Below are 14,822 nucleotides of genomic sequence, written 5' to 3'. Positions count from 1 at the left end.
GTTTTCTATTGCAGTTTATTTTACCAGTTTCTTAAAATTAAACTTCATCAAATTCATAAAACCTTGTTCTATAATATCAATTCCAAGTCCAAAATTACTGTCAGCCACTTCGTGATGCGCATTTCTGAACTCTTCAAAATCAGCTGGCGGAATTTCTAAATTGACTAATGGTTTAAAATCAATATAAATCGATGCGCCATTTTTTGCGATTTTTTTGCGGCTTGTATAATCAAAATATGGATTTTTGATCGTGCTTTCCTGAACCGTAAATTTTTCTTCTACATCGATTCTCTGATCCGTATAAAGATTGATTTCATATTTTTCATTGTCGAAATTATGCCAGAACGTGATATCCGTGTGCAAAAAGTCTCTTGCATTGTTTTTAATCACATTGCGGTCAAAATACATTACAAAACGATTTTTTTGTGCGTCTGTAAAATACGGATCTTCAATCGTAGCTTTGTATTGAATCGTATATTCGTTCAGTTGTTTGTCATCGCTTAACGTTTCGATCGAGGTATCTTTGAATATATTTCGAACATCAGTTCCGTTTCGGTCATTATTATAATTCAGTGTATAAAAAAAGAAATTATTCCAGGAGTCTATGATTTCTCTTTTGTTGGTATTCTTAAAATACTTGCGCATATAATTGGCACGATTTCCTTTGTAAGTTGTCGTTAATACAAGTTTACCGATGTTTTTTTCAATATTAAAATCAGCTTTTTCATTGATGCCATAATAAGGGAATCGGTGCGATTTTTTTATTTGCAAATCCTGATTCGGTTTCACCTCTAAATAATGCATGAAATAAATAAATCCGCGATTTTCAATTAATCCAAATTCATCACGATTAGTCGCATCAATAAAATAAGTCTCGCCTTTATAATCGATTTTTACAATTACATGATTAAAAGTAAGCAAAGAAGGCAAATAATATTTCAGGTAATGATCTGTGTTGAAATTTACCAAAACCACAGACGAATCTACTTTGATGTAATCCAGAATTACCTTCAGTAAAACACATTTTGCTTTACAATCGCCCTGTTTATTTTGATAGGTTACAGACGGTTCCTGCGGTTTATGACCGTTCATTTCATCCGCATTAAAAACATAATAAACATGATTTTGTACATAATCAATCGCAAATTGCAATTGCTCATCTTTGTTCGTAATAGCCTCCAGTTTTTCGACCAGGTTAGGGGCAAATTCCTGTAAAGCGGCTTTATTATAAACCTCTTCGTATAATGGGGCAATATAATTAGACAAATCGCCCCAGTTACTATCAGTTGCAAAATCAATAAAAGGAGCAATTTCGCGATTGGTATCTACAAAGTTGATATAGTTTTCTTTTTCGATAGTAAACCTTTGACCTTTTTCTAAATAATTGATTTCCGGAGCCAATACATTTCCATCTTCATCCCTGAAGAAAGTTTTCTTGTAGGCAATCCTTTTTTTACGGTCGTTGATAAAAGTGTAATTGTAACTTCCGTAAGCCCAGTACGTACTTGGACTTACCCAAACAAACTTCGAAAATTCCTTACGCAAAAAGTCACGCTCCGTAAAGATTTTTACTCTCGAGTCTTCCATGATTAAAACATCATAAAGGCGTAAATCTTTTATGGTAATATTGATCTTTTTATTACTGCTCAAAACACCGCCATCACTTTGATTCTCGCTGTCAAGAACTTTAATTTTAGTATCAGGAATTTTATCGATCAGAACACCTTCTCTCAAAACACTTATTCTGTGTATAATATAAGTCTCGTTTTCCTCGACCACCACATCCATTACAGAGGCATTTTCCAGATTAGCAGGTTCGTTGAGAGTATAAGCTACACAGGCATATTCACTGTTTTCTTCATCACTCGTGTAATAAATTTTATCTAAAAAATAGCAGTAATCGCGTCCTTCATCTATTTGTTTACTGGCAAAATCTGATTCCTTAATATATTCAATAAGTTGACTGTCATTAGTATTGCTAGCCCATTCTGCAGGCTTTTGAATTTTGTAATTCTCTGATTGAATTAGATTTTCCATCGCTGTATTTTTTTATATTTCAAATAATCGATATAAGTATAATCTTATATTTAATGAACGGGCAAAAATATGTAATTTTAAGAATACTTACCGCGCCTTAGATTAATTAATTTAATTTTCTTAATAAAATTGCAATATTTTGCTGACATTGACAATTGAAATTTAAAAAAAAATCCAAATAAAAAACCTTGCTGTTTTTAGCAAGGTTCAGTGTATTCTAGCGGATGTTTGAAAATTATTTCAAAACTGTATTTATAAAATCCATGGCACCAATTCCTTTATAAGATGCAAATAATGCTTTGTCAAATGCTTCGCGTTTTATCTTTTTATCTTTTGCTTCGCTTATGGCGATCATTTCATTGAAAATTCTTTCCTGCTCTTCACTATATTTTAAAGACGCTTCTAAAAGGTCTGTTTTAGAAACAAATCCCAAAGAGGACCATATTTTTTTAATAAGGCTCTTATTTCGTTTTTCTGGATTGGGAATGCTCATGTTTAAATCAATTTATAGGTGCTTATAGAATAGACGGCTTTCTTTAATTTTTGTTACAATGATTAATGATATTGAATTGTCTATTAGTGTATTATGCCTTTTTTAAAATACTTTTTTGTTTCAAAAACAACAAGTCGGACGCTTAATGTGTTATTATGACGCAATGTACTTATTTTTTTAATTCCATTTTAATTTTAAGTAAAAATTGTGATTTACACACTTCTGTTGCTGGTTTACAATTTGAAATAATATTGCGTTTGAATTTCAAAAAAAAGTTTCAATTTTATTAAAATGAATTAAATTGCACGACCACCGAAGTAAGAAAATTATAATTAATAAAAATTGGATGTCGAAAGGAATAGCAGAAAATAGCGAAAATTACCAACCCGGACTTTCAATAGATTGTGTGATTTTTGGTTTTCATGATAATCAGCTCAAAGTTTTATTGATTAAAACTCCTTATGAAGACAAATGGTCTTTACCAGGCGGATTCGTTCCTCTCGATCAGGATATTGATACCGCTGCAGTTACTGTCCTGAATGACCGGACAGGAATAGAAGGGATTTTTCTGAGGCAATTTGCTACGTTTGGAAGAGTAAAACGCAACGATAAACATTTTGAAGAGGTCGTTTTAGAACATTTTAAAATTCCGGAAAAAGCCAGAAAATGGTTTACACAGCGTTTTGTTACTATTGGATATTATGCCTTGGTTGATTTTCTGAAAGCAATTCCTCAAAAAGAAACCAGTGGGGAAAGCATCGAATGGATTGATCATAAAGAAGTACCTGAACTTATTCTGGATCACAAAGAAATTCTGGATAAAGCTTTACAGACACTCCGAATAGAGTTGAATCTAATGCCGATTGGTTATAATTTATTACCCGAGAAATTTACCATGCCGGAACTTCAGAAATTGTATGAAACAATTTTGGATAAAAAACTGGACAGAAGGAACTTTTTACGCAAGATTAACAACATTGGCATCTTAAACAAACTGGAAGAGAAGAAAAGTAATGTGGCACACAAAGCCCCAAACTTATATGTTTTTGATAAAGAGAAATACGACGAAGTCCTTAAAAACGGACTAAATCAAGGCTGGTAAAATCTATTGAGAGGTGTTTTATAAAATATGAATTAAGTACTCTTTATTATATTTGTAAAAAGAATATTGATATGATTGGCAGCGAAGATTGGAACATAGTTGTTGTTCCGTATGATCCTGATTGGGCAAAAGAATTCAGCAAAATTGAGAAAGAATTGCTTGTAGCCATAATTGATGTAGTTTTGTCAATTGAGCATGTTGGGAGTACATCTGTAACAGGATTATATGCAAAACCAATTATCGACATTGATATTGTGGCGGACAATGATATGTTTGCTCAAGTAAAAGAGAAACTTAAGGAGATTGGTTATGAACACGTGGGTGATTTAGGCATAGAAAGCCGGGAAGCTTTTAGTTATAAAAATAAGGAACATCTTATGGAGCATCACCTATATGTATGTAATAAAAATGCAAGCGAATTAAAACGGCATATAACTTTTCGCGATTACCTTCGCCTGCATGATGACGAGAGAGACAGGTACAGCCGGATTAAAATTGAAATGGCAGAAAAATTTCCTCACGATATAGATAATTATCTCTTAGGAAAACAATCTGTAATTTTAGATATCTACAAAAAATGTGGCTTATTATAAACCTTTCTTGTTGAGAAACGGCAATTAAGAATTAAAATTAATGATCCTTAATGTCTTAATGGTTTAAAATTTTTGTTGGGAAACAATTGTCCTAAAAGTCAAATTCACTCTTGGTTTAGAAGTCGTTTTGGTTGGAGGCAAACGGTGTAACCAATGCGTTTGAGTTGCATCTTTCATGACCAGTAAACTGCCGTGTTCTAAGATTAGCGAAACAGTTTCTTTCGTTTCTTTGTGTTTAAACGCAAATTTTCTTTCAGCACCAAAACTTACAGAACCAATGGCACCGTTCTTTTTAAGGTCTTTTTCGGCATCGCTGTGCCAGGCCATTCCTTCATCGCCGGAATGATATAGATTAAGCAAACAAGAATTGAAAGTTTCTCCTGTTTCTTCTTCAATAACAGCCTTTAATTCTAATAATTCCTTAGTCCACGGAAGCGCCTTTTTTGTGGTATTCGAATAGGTATATTCAAAACCGGAATCGCCATACCATGCTACTTTTCGCTTCGTAATAATTAATTTTCCAAAGATGATGGCTTCGTCATTTTTCCATTCGATAGTGTTTAATAATACATCCAAATAGTGATTGGCACTTTCTCTTGAAAAAAGTTTACCGTAATAATTTACAGTTCCGTCTTTAGGAAGCAGATTAGTTGTCTCGTCAGTTTCGGGATTAAATAAGTCCATTTTTCCAGTTTTGATAGTCGGTTTTCATGCAATGTCCGCAAGGTCTGAAACCATTTTGTCTGGCTTCATTTTCAGATAAAAAGAAAACCCGATTTTCTCGTTTCATTCTTTTGCCTGAAGAACATTTGAGCGTTCCGTAGATTTTTAGTTTTCGGTTTCCGCCAAAGCAAATTTCCGAATTTTTAATTTTATTCCGAAGATCTGAATCCGAAATTTTGTTGTGTTGAAGCATTTCTTTTAAGGTTCAGAGGTACAAAGGTTCAAAGAGGTACATTTAGGTAAAAAACTCTGAACCTTAATTTAACGCATCGTGAAAAATAATTCCCAATGTATGTCGTTCGCCCGAATGAATTTCGCTGACACCATGTTTCATATTCACGCGATAATAGCCTTTGATTCCCTTTACAGGTCTGAAATTGGTGGTAAACACCAAGATGTCTCCTTTTTTAGGTTTCAGTACAATCGCTTTAGATTGTGCTCTGGGCGTTTGCTGTGTTAATACAAATTCACCGCCGGTAAAATCTTCGTCAGGTTCGTTTAAGAAAAGTACAATTTGAATGGGGAAATAAACATCGCCATATAAATCCTGATGTAAGGTGTTGAAACCGCTTTGACCATATTTTAAGATTAAAACAGTTGCTTTTAGCTGATTATTGGCGTGACATTCTTCTAATAATTTTTCATGCGTTTGCGGAAAAACAGTATTGATGTTCAGTGCTTTCATCCAGGCGTTTGCAATTGGAGCGAGTTTAGGATAAACTGAAGTTCGAATTGTCCGGATTAAATCAGGCAACGGATAATTGAAATATTTGTATTCGCCCAAACCAAACCGATAACGCTCCATAACCACTGTTTTTCGGTATAAAGACGGATTGTCGTAATCTAATTTTAAGTCTTCACATTGTTCGTTATTTAGCACATTTGTAATAATGGCAAATCCATTTTGGTGCATAGATTCTGTGATGCTTTCCCAATTAAGAGAAGCAATTTTTGATTGTATATTTTGCATAAGAAATTTAGATTGAGATTTTTTTTGTCACGACGCGAGCGAACAGACAAAGTAATTCAGGAATTATTTTTTATATTTTGAAAAAATGTAGACTGTAGAATTAGTTTAATTCGAGAATTCGTGGCGAAAAAAAATAATGGATTTTATTTATGGATTTATATGTGCGCCTTCCCAGCCAATTATAGCTGTTTTACGGGTGTTTCCCCACATATAACCGCCAAAGGTTCCTGAAGATTGGATTACGCGGTGACATGGAATTAAAAAAGCAACAGGATTGCTGCCAATAGCCGTTCCCACTGCACGGGATGCATTTGGTTTTTCGATTTGGTGTGCAATCGATCCATAAGTAGCAAGTTGTCCCATTGGAATTTTAAGCAAGGTTTCCCAAACTTTCAATTGAAAGTCAGTTCCTTTAAGGTGCAGTTTTATTTCAGCTAATTTACTCCAGTCATTTTGAAAAATAAAGAGAGCGTTTTGTTGCAATAAATCTAGTTTTCGTAAAAATGCTGCATTTGGAAATTTGTTTTTCAGATCCTGAAATCCGGTTTCCTCATCTTTGGCGAAAGCCATAAAACAAACGCCTTTACTGGTAGAAGCTACGATGATATTCCCAAACGGAGTTTCTGCAAAACTGAAATTAATTTCTAAGTTTTTGCCGCCATTTTTATATTCAGCCGGTGTCATTCCTTCGATGTTTACAAACAAATCATGCAAACGGCTGGTTCCTGATAATCCGGTGTCAAAAGCAGCATCAGATAAAGTAGCCTGATTGTTTTCTTTGAGAATTTTTTTGGCGTGTTCGACACTAATATATTGCAAAAATTTCTTCGGACTTGTTCCTGCCCATTCGGTAAACAAGCGCTGAAAGTGAAACGGACTTAAATGCACTTTTTCTGCAACTTCATCTAAGTTGGGCTGCTCCTTAAAGTTGGCTTTGATATAATCGATCGCATCGGCAATACGATTATAATTGATGTTTTCCTGTGTGTTCATTTTCATTCATTTTTATAATGCAAATATCGACAGGGTTTTGCGGGTATAAAATCCGAAACTTGCTTTCTTTTTTTAACCGCAAAGGTTTACTCAAAGAACGCTATGTTTTTTGCTCGCAAAGTCGCAAAGTCGCGAAGTTTTTTTCGCAGTATCGTCATCTTTGTTTTTTTAACAGCAAAGAACGCTAAGGTTTACACAAAGAGCACAAAGTTTTTTCGCAGTATTGTCATCCTGAGCGAAGTCGAAGGACCGCAAAGTAGCTCGACAAAGATTGGCTTAACTTAAATTTTAAATTTTAAACTTTGCGACTTCGCGACTTTGCGAGAGATTATAATGTTATTTCAAACTTTTTTCCATTTTGTAATTGATAAGCTCAACACCTAATCGGATATTTTTTTGTTTGGTTTTTACAACAAATCCCTTTTTCTCAAAGAAAGGCTTTGCAGTAATGCTTACGTTGGCTGTGATGATTTCTGAGTTTTCCTTTTTGGCTTCGAGTTCTAATTCATTAAAAACTTTATCAGCAATTCCCTGTCGTTGAAGATCTTTGTGAACGCACAGGAAATCGATATAATTTCCGTCTTTGAGAGTCCCGTAACCTACAATTTTATCATTAATAAGCGCTAATAAAACAAATTGTGTATGAATAACTTTTAACCAGCGTTCTACATTATTTAGCCCGTAAATCCAGGCGTCAATCTCTAAAGGACTATAATCGTTTTTGCAAACCCATTTTATGGTCTCTATATACATTTCCTGCATTTCTGTTAGGTCTGAAATAGTGGCTTTTTTGAAAACCATTGGTTTATGTTTGAGATGAATAAGTTGATAATATTGTATTATTTTATATTAGGCTTCACGTCAACACAACCTAAAACCAAAACCAATTTATCTAATGCGCCGTAGTTTTAGAAAAAACATTAATTACTACAACACCAATCATAATCAAGGCCAAACCTATAATGGCAGGTAAATCCGGAATTTGTTTGAAGAAAACAGCTCCAATAATAGTAATTAAGACAATCCCGACTCCGGACCAAATCGCATAGGCAATGCCAACCGGAATAGTTCTGATCGCAAAACTTAAAAAGTAGAACGCAGCAAAATATCCCACAATTGTTATGATGCTTGGGAGAAGCTGCGTAAATTGTTCCGATTTTTTTAGGGCCGATGTGGCGATAATTTCGAATAGAATAGCAATACCTAAAAAGAAAAAGTTTTTCATATCACGTTTTTTACAAAGTTAACTTTTGTGTTGATTTGAAAACAGGAATAGGCAATAAAAAATATAGATTATGGCAACTCAACGTCTGTTAGTTTGAAAGGAACTTTTTTGGTTGATTTATCAGTTTCAATATTAAGCACTAATTTCCAGTTTGGATTTGGTTTTTCTTCAAAATAGTAGGTAAACAAGTTATTGCTTCTCATGCTGCCATTTCGTTCTATTTTCTTGCCGGTTGCGTCTTCAAAAAATAAATCGACAAATTTAGCTTTGTCGCCATTCACATAAAAGTAAACTTTATTAGTATCATTGTCATCAGAGCTAAAAAGACCGTCGAAAGCACCTACCAGACCTTCAGCAAGCTGTCTTGCGGCTTCGGGCAGTTTTTTAAGTTCTTCTGCTTTTTTGTTTTTGTTCTCCTGAACATATTTTGCATAAGAGTCTTTCGTCAAATAAACAATTTGAATGTCTGATTTGCCGGGTACAAGATTTACATTGGTTTTATTCTGATAATTAGCGATTTTAATTTCACTTCCATTTGCTACATTAGGATTATACAGACTTATTTCTCCGCTCAGTTCTTTAATGGTTTTTGCTTTTCGGGATGGAATTTTGGTTTCCAGTTTAATTTTAGCCGTCTGATCTATTTTAAGATAGTCAAAATCTGTTCGGTCGTCATTGATAAAGTCAACTCCCTGGTCATCGATCGCCTTAGTGATTTTACTGATTTTAACAAACTTGTATTTTCGAACCTCATCTCCCGATATTTTGAGTTCGATTTCGCATTCGTTGTAAAACGAATTATCTGAGGTAGATCTTTTTTCGTTTATCTCACTAACGGATATTTTTTGAGAGAAAGTGACAGAAGTAAGAAGAAGAAATAAACTTGTAATAAGTAGTTTTGTATTCATTTTTGAGGTTTTATGTATTCAGGTTTTTGATTATTTGTTTTTTATATGTTTAAGAAATTTATTTATTTAAAATCGAAAGGATAATTTATTTCCTTTAAATCTTCTTCTAACAATTTCCAATCTTCAATTTCGTCGACAATCGATAAAACCATTTCTCTGGTTAAGATTGTACCCTGATAAATTTCGGTTACTGTTTTTAATGGTATTCCTGTTTCTTTATAAGAATCTTCAAAATATTCAGTTGCCCAGTCGATATAAGTTTGAGGATTTCCATCAAAAATAGCAAGCAATTCTTCAGAGTTGTCATTGTGATCTTCGATTAATCCTGTTTGCCAGTTTCCGGTTTCATTTGTCCACAAACAAAATGTAGTTCCATAGGAAGCAACGGGCTCGCCAAAAATAAAGTTATTGTAAATTTCCGGTAAGTTTTGAGTCAGATCGGTTTTTTTATTAAACTGAAATTCGTGTGCAAAGCCATTTATAACACAACTATTTTCAAGAAACAATAGTTGCATTAAATCTCCTGATCCGTCTCTCATTTCGCTAAATTCTTCGCCTTCTCCCCATTTAGAATTATAGGAGTAATAACGATATTCCCATTCCGGACAAATAATCGCGTCCAGAACAGAGATTGCCTTACAGATATGCTGTAATGAATTTTTAGCAGGTAATAATTTAAAGTCTCTTGTCGAAATCATGTTTACTTATTTTGGATCAGTTCGAAACTGAATTTCTTTGGCTTCATCATAACAGTCAGCGCATAATATTTTAAAATCGGCCAGATTCTCAAATGCGTCATTCCATTCTTCGCCGTTATCCAGGAGCCATTGCTCGCACGATCCGCACCACGCAATTTGCGGAAGATCTTCTTCGGCTTTTGAATAAAAAAAGCCGACTTTTTCTTTTTTGTCTATTGCCATCGCAATATGAATGCAGGCAAATGACATGTCTTTTGAACCATGTTGGTCACATAAAACTTTTTCAATCATGTTTTTACTGTTCTGAATTAGTAGAAAAGAAGTAGATTTTTATTTCTTCTTCTCTTGTCTTTCTTCTTCTTTTAATCTTTTCTTTTCCTGTTTTTCTTTTTTCTCTTCTTCCTGTTTTTTCTCTAATTCTTCTTTTTTGATTTTATCAGCCTGTATCTGGTTTTGTAAATCCTGAATTTTATTCGAACTTTTTTCAATAGCTGTTTTAGATTTGCTTATTTTTTCATCAGACTTTGCAACTTCTTTTTTAGATCTTTCGATATCTTTTAGAATGTCAGAATTGCTGTTTTTTTCTGAGTTGGTTTCAAGCGCTTTCAATTCGGCACTTTTTATATTTAGCTCAGCTTCTTTTTGTTTTGCTTTTTCCTGAAGTTTTTTCAGTTTTTTTTCTTCCTTGGCTAGTTTGGATTCTTTTGTTTCGATGTTGTTCATCATGCTTGCCATAGCGCGTTGTTGCTGTTGCTGCTGCAAAAACATCTGGTTTTGTTGTCGTACCATTGCATTCGAGGCTTGCATTTGTCTTTGCATACTAGATTGAGCATTGGCAAAAAAAGGCAACAGTATTAGTAAGGTTAAAATTAGGCGTGTTCTCATAAGTAGGTTTTAGATATTGGGGATTTGAAGTTCAAATGTAAAGTTTAAATTTCAAAAACAAACCCGACAGGTTTTTAAAACCTGTCGGGTTTCTTAGAACGAAGATGGTGGAGGCACGCCCATATTAAATTTTAGATTGTAGATTTCGGATTTTAGATTAAAAAAAACGAGTGATCTTAAATGATATTGATTTATTTTTAAGGATTGAATGATAATCCGACACTAAAAAACAATCGCACTTTGTCGATATTATTTATCCAGGAAGTATCAAAATGAATAGGGCCCAAAATGGACTGATAGGAAATAGCGGCTCCTCCGGATATTACAAGGCTAGGGAGGTCGCCATCATCCCATTTTCCTTTTGGACTAAATGCCTTATTGATGTATGTATCAAAAGTTTCAAACCCAACAGTCGCGATATTGAAATGGGGCGTTAAGTAGATTTTTCCCATAAGGTTTATTTGAGAAGCAATTTTTAAGCCCATATATTGTGAAACATTGAGTTCGTCTGCATGCAGGCCGGGAAAATCAAAACGATTACTGCCGGAACTTGGTATAATACCTCCTAAGAAATATTTTGAAGCATAACCATAATCTGAATATGGGATTTGACTGTCTTTAAGTGGATCCTGAAAGATAAAATAAGAATCAAACCCAATAATTCCTGTAATTTTCTTTCTTAAGAGTGCTCTCTTTTCAAAACTGAAACCAAATTTTGTATAACCATTGGTTGCACCGGATATGCTTGTTTTATCTGGATCGTTAAAAGACGTGTAGACATCCGATAACAATGATCGGGTTATATTTGCTTTCATAATTGTTCCATTTTCAGCAAAGAAAACTTTATCCATATCATTGTAGGAATAATGCAAGTTTACTTCTATACTGTTTAAGGTGTAATTCGTGATATCGATAGAGTTAGGATTGTATTCTCTGTCGTATTTTGGTTTTAAGTGGGAGTATTGATAGTTTAAACCATAGCCAAAATAACTTTTTAGTGAATTTATGTTTCTATTGATCTCATTACTAAATTCTACAGAATTATAAAGTACATTATCCGAAGCTTTACCGTTAAAATAAATTTCTTGTCTTAAAAAAGCCCCATAAAGTTCAGATGACCACCACCAGTCTCTGTTTTTTCCGAAATTTTTCTGATAATTGATTCGGGCTTTTGGCTGTTCTGCAATATCGACTGTTAAGAGAAGACGGGATGCTCTGGCAAGAACATTTCTGGCAGTATAATTAAAAATGATTCCAACGCCCCGGTAAGTGTCGTAATGTACAGATGTGTTCAGTTGGTTTTTGGCGCGTTCATGTCCAAATATGGTAACTCCCAGTTTATTGCCGTCTTTGATGAAAAAACTGTGCGTGATCTCGTCAAAAAGATTGGTACCCATGGCCCTGTTAATACCTGCCAGTAAATCTTTGGTGGTATATTTTACATTCGTTTTTAGGTTTATTCTACCTAAAACCAGAGCAAGGTTTTCCGGACTGATGTTTTTATAAACAATAGTATCAAGAATAAATGATGCAGGCATGTTTGGTAATTCGTGAGTTCGTTGCGTGTATCCTTTTAGTTTTTCGGATAATGCAACTAAAGCCGGAAGGTTTTGTGCTGTTGCAATTTTACCATCTTTGTAGATTTCGTCACTATCTGCAAAATCAGCTGTAGAAAAACGTAAATTAGGCAGGTGATCTACTAAGATATTGCAGAGTTTTCGGTTTGCCGGGTTTTTAATATTACTCGGAAACATACTGGTTTGCGTCAATATCGTCAGAAGATTGTTCAGCTTGTCTATGGGTTCCAGTCCGCCACCTACATCACTACCAATGATAATGTCAGCACCCATTTCTTTGGCGACATCTGTTGGGAAATTATTCAAAACTCCTCCGTCGACTAATACCGTTTTTTCGTATGTCATAGGCTTAAAAATACCGGGCAAAGACATACTTGCTCTCATGGCATAAGCAAGAGTGCCTTTGCTTAGAATAACTTCTTTTCCTTCGGCCAAATCTGTGGCCATGGCTCTAAATGGTATTGGCAGACTGTCAAAATCTTTAATATTGTATACCGGATAGGTCAATTCAGAAAGGAGTTCTCTTAAATTTTGATCATTTAAAAGAGAGCCAACACTATTTAGTTTTTTGTCTTTAACACCTATTCCAACTAAGTATCTCTGAAATTCTCTTTTTTCTTCTACACTCACAGATTTTAACGACTGGCCTCCGCCAAATAATTTATCCCAAATAATGTTTTTGGTTAATTTTTCGATACTGTCACCGGAATATCCCATCGCATAAAAACCTCCTATAATGCTGCCCATACTATTGCCAACAATAAGATCAGGTACGATGTGCAAAGAGTCCAGTTTTTGTAAAAGCGGAATATGTGCAATACCTTTTGCACCGCCACCACTTAAAACCAAAACGACTTTGGGTTTCTTTTCCTGAGAAAAAATAATTTGCGGGAGGCTAAGTAAAACTAAGAAGACGAACAAATAAGATGTTTTTTTCAAGAGTACAATGTTTATGTATTTGAGAAATTGAGACTTATTCTATAAAGGTATAATTTTTTTGTAAGAAATGATTTTGTGTATAAAAATAAACGATTTACTTATCTGTATTTCTGATTGAAAACAGAAAACCCGACAGGTTTTTAAAACCTGTCGGGTTTGATATGAATAATCAAAGAAATCTATCCCGATAGCTATCGGGACTGAAATCTTCAATCTAAAATTTACTAGTATCTATAGTATTCTGGTTTGAATGGACCTTCAACCGGAACACCAATATAAGCAGCCTGATCGTCACGTAAAGTTTCCAATTCAACTCCTAATTTAGCTAAGTGTAAAGCAGCAACTTTTTCATCTAAATGTTTTGGTAACATATAAACGTCATTGTTGTAAGCAGCACTGTTTTTCCATAATTCGATTTGAGCCAAAGTTTGGTTAGTGAATGAGTTACTCATTACAAAACTTGGGTGACCTGTAGCACAACCAAGGTTTACCAAACGACCTTCAGCCAAGATGATGATATCTTTTCCGGCGATAGTATATTTGTCAACCTGAGGTTTGATTTCGATTTTAGATGCACCATGGTTTTTGTTCAACCAAGCCATATCAATTTCGTTATCAAAGTGTCCGATGTTACAAACAACAGTTTTGTCTTTCATTTGCTCGAAATGAGATCCAAGAACGATATCTTTATTTCCTGTAGTGGTAATGATGATATCAGCAGTAGCAATTACAGTGTTTAATTTTTTAACTTCATAACCGTCCATTGCAGCTTGTAAAGCACAAATTGGATCGATTTCAGTAACTGTTACAATAGATCCTGCACCTCTGAAAGAAGCAGCAGTTCCTTTTCCAACATCACCGTATCCGCAAACGATAACTCTTTTTCCAGCTAACATTAAGTCAGTTGCACGACGTACAGCATCTACAGCAGATTCTTTACAACCGTATTTGTTATCAAATTTAGATTTAGTAACAGAATCGTTAATGTTGATTGCAGGCATTGGTAAAGTTCCGGCTTTTACTCTTTCGTAAAGTCTATGAACACCAGTTGTAGTTTCTTCAGACAATCCTTTGATTCCGGGAACCAATTCCGGGAAACGGTCAATAACCATGTTAGTTAAATCTCCACCATCATCTAAGATCATGTTCAATGGTTTTCTGTCTTCACCAAAGAATAAAGTTTGCTCAATACACCAGTCAAATGATTGCTCATCTAGACCTTTCCAGGCGTAAACCTGAATTCCTGCAGCAGCAATAGCAGCAGCAGCCTGATCCTGAGTAGAGAAAATGTTACAAGAAGACCAGGTAACTTCAGCACCAAGAGCGATTAAAGTTTCGATCAAAACTGCAGTCTGGATCGTCATATGTAAACATCCAGCGATACGAGCACCTGCAAGAGGTTGTTCGTCTTTATATTCAGCGCGAAGAGCCATTAAACCCGGCATTTCAGCTTCAGCTAATTCAATTTCTTTTCTTCCCCAAGCCGCTAGAGAGATGTCTTTTACTTTGAAAGCCACAAAAGGCGTAGTTGTAGTACTCATTTATAGTATATTTGTAATTGTAAAATTTTTGCAAATTTACGGAATAGGTTTTTAATTCTGACTACTTTCTATAAGATTTGTGAAATGTTTAATTTCTTAATCTTTTGAACTTTAGCTAAATAATTTGCTTTTTACAAG

16 protein-coding genes are annotated in these 14,822 nt (G+C 34.5%); 2 read left to right on the top strand and 14 right to left on the bottom strand.

Going from position 1 to position 14,822, the window contains the following annotated elements:
• Nucleotides 1-15 precede the first annotated feature (15 nt).
• Together B0A67_RS06580 and B0A67_RS06575 are read right to left on the bottom strand one after the other, a co-directional pair.
• Nucleotides 16-2,037, bottom strand: a complete 2,022-nt coding sequence (locus B0A67_RS06580; protein ID WP_072954528.1) for a DUF3857 domain-containing protein — start codon at nucleotides 2,035-2,037, stop codon at nucleotides 16-18.
• A gap of 235 nt (nucleotides 2,038-2,272) precedes the next feature.
• Nucleotides 2,273-2,530 (bottom strand): hypothetical protein, encoded by a 258-nt coding sequence (locus B0A67_RS06575; RefSeq protein ID WP_072954524.1) that lies wholly within the window; start codon nucleotides 2,528-2,530, stop codon nucleotides 2,273-2,275.
• A 346-nt stretch (nucleotides 2,531-2,876) separates the two neighbouring features.
• Here B0A67_RS06575 and B0A67_RS06570 point away from each other — a divergent pair, with 346 nt between their 5' ends.
• A complete protein-coding gene (locus tag B0A67_RS06570) occupies nucleotides 2,877-3,632 on the top strand; it encodes an NUDIX hydrolase (protein WP_084074452.1) in 756 nt (251 codons plus the stop codon).
• Between the two features lie 71 nt (nucleotides 3,633-3,703).
• The gene (locus B0A67_RS06565) at nucleotides 3,704-4,225 is read left to right on the top strand and encodes a GrpB family protein (protein ID WP_072954521.1); all 522 of its coding nucleotides are present in this window, start codon (nucleotides 3,704-3,706) and stop codon (nucleotides 4,223-4,225) included.
• 63 nt (nucleotides 4,226-4,288) lie between these two features.
• Here the strand turns inward: B0A67_RS06565 and B0A67_RS06560 are convergent, their stop codons facing one another.
• From B0A67_RS06560 to ahcY, 12 genes are all read right to left on the bottom strand, one after another.
• Complete coding sequence (locus B0A67_RS06560) at nucleotides 4,289-4,909, bottom strand: alpha-ketoglutarate-dependent dioxygenase AlkB family protein (RefSeq protein WP_072954519.1); 621 nt, start codon at nucleotides 4,907-4,909, stop codon at nucleotides 4,289-4,291.
• A complete protein-coding gene (locus tag B0A67_RS06555) occupies nucleotides 4,896-5,141 on the bottom strand; it encodes an Ada metal-binding domain-containing protein (protein WP_072954515.1) in 246 nt (81 codons plus the stop codon). The genes B0A67_RS06560 and B0A67_RS06555 overlap by 14 nt, the downstream gene beginning before the upstream one ends.
• Nucleotides 5,142-5,204: 63 nt before the next feature.
• On the bottom strand, nucleotides 5,205-5,918 hold the full coding sequence (locus B0A67_RS06550; RefSeq protein WP_072954513.1) for a 2OG-Fe(II) oxygenase: 714 nt from the start codon (nucleotides 5,916-5,918) through the stop codon (nucleotides 5,205-5,207).
• Nucleotides 5,919-6,065: 147 nt separating this feature from the next.
• Nucleotides 6,066-6,911 carry a methylated-DNA--[protein]-cysteine S-methyltransferase gene (locus B0A67_RS06545; protein ID WP_072955530.1) on the bottom strand — a complete coding sequence of 282 codons (846 nt, stop codon included), beginning with the start codon at nucleotides 6,909-6,911 and terminating at the stop codon, nucleotides 6,066-6,068.
• Nucleotides 6,912-7,247: 336 nt separating this feature from the next.
• Nucleotides 7,248-7,712 (bottom strand): GNAT family N-acetyltransferase, encoded by a 465-nt coding sequence (locus B0A67_RS06540; protein WP_072954510.1) that lies wholly within the window; start codon nucleotides 7,710-7,712, stop codon nucleotides 7,248-7,250.
• A gap of 91 nt (nucleotides 7,713-7,803) precedes the next feature.
• On the bottom strand, nucleotides 7,804-8,136 hold the full coding sequence (locus tag B0A67_RS06535) for a DMT family transporter (RefSeq protein WP_072954506.1): 333 nt from the start codon (nucleotides 8,134-8,136) through the stop codon (nucleotides 7,804-7,806).
• A gap of 68 nt (nucleotides 8,137-8,204) precedes the next feature.
• Entirely contained in the window at nucleotides 8,205-9,044 is an 840-nt protein-coding gene (locus B0A67_RS06530) for a hypothetical protein (RefSeq protein ID WP_072954503.1), read from the bottom strand.
• 62 nt (nucleotides 9,045-9,106) lie between these two features.
• Complete coding sequence (locus tag B0A67_RS06525) at nucleotides 9,107-9,742, bottom strand: hypothetical protein (RefSeq protein ID WP_072954500.1); 636 nt, start codon at nucleotides 9,740-9,742, stop codon at nucleotides 9,107-9,109.
• A 6-nt stretch (nucleotides 9,743-9,748) separates the two neighbouring features.
• Nucleotides 9,749-10,033 (bottom strand): hypothetical protein, encoded by a 285-nt coding sequence (locus B0A67_RS06520; protein ID WP_072954498.1) that lies wholly within the window; start codon nucleotides 10,031-10,033, stop codon nucleotides 9,749-9,751.
• Nucleotides 10,034-10,072: 39 nt separating this feature from the next.
• Nucleotides 10,073-10,627 (bottom strand): hypothetical protein, encoded by a 555-nt coding sequence (locus B0A67_RS06515; RefSeq protein WP_089069515.1) that lies wholly within the window; start codon nucleotides 10,625-10,627, stop codon nucleotides 10,073-10,075.
• A 197-nt stretch (nucleotides 10,628-10,824) separates the two neighbouring features.
• A complete protein-coding gene (locus B0A67_RS06510; protein WP_072954491.1) occupies nucleotides 10,825-13,143 on the bottom strand; it encodes a patatin-like phospholipase family protein in 2,319 nt (772 codons plus the stop codon).
• A gap of 224 nt (nucleotides 13,144-13,367) precedes the next feature.
• The gene (gene ahcY / locus B0A67_RS06505; protein ID WP_072954488.1) at nucleotides 13,368-14,684 is read right to left on the bottom strand and encodes an adenosylhomocysteinase; all 1,317 of its coding nucleotides are present in this window, start codon (nucleotides 14,682-14,684) and stop codon (nucleotides 13,368-13,370) included.
• Nucleotides 14,685-14,822: the final 138 nt, after the last annotated feature.

Source organism: Flavobacterium aquidurense, assembly GCF_002217195.1.
GTDB lineage: Bacteria > Bacteroidota > Bacteroidia > Flavobacteriales > Flavobacteriaceae > Flavobacterium > Flavobacterium frigidimaris.
The sequence above is the reverse complement of the archived record's forward strand: the minus strand, read 5'-3'. Positions and strand labels throughout refer to the sequence as shown.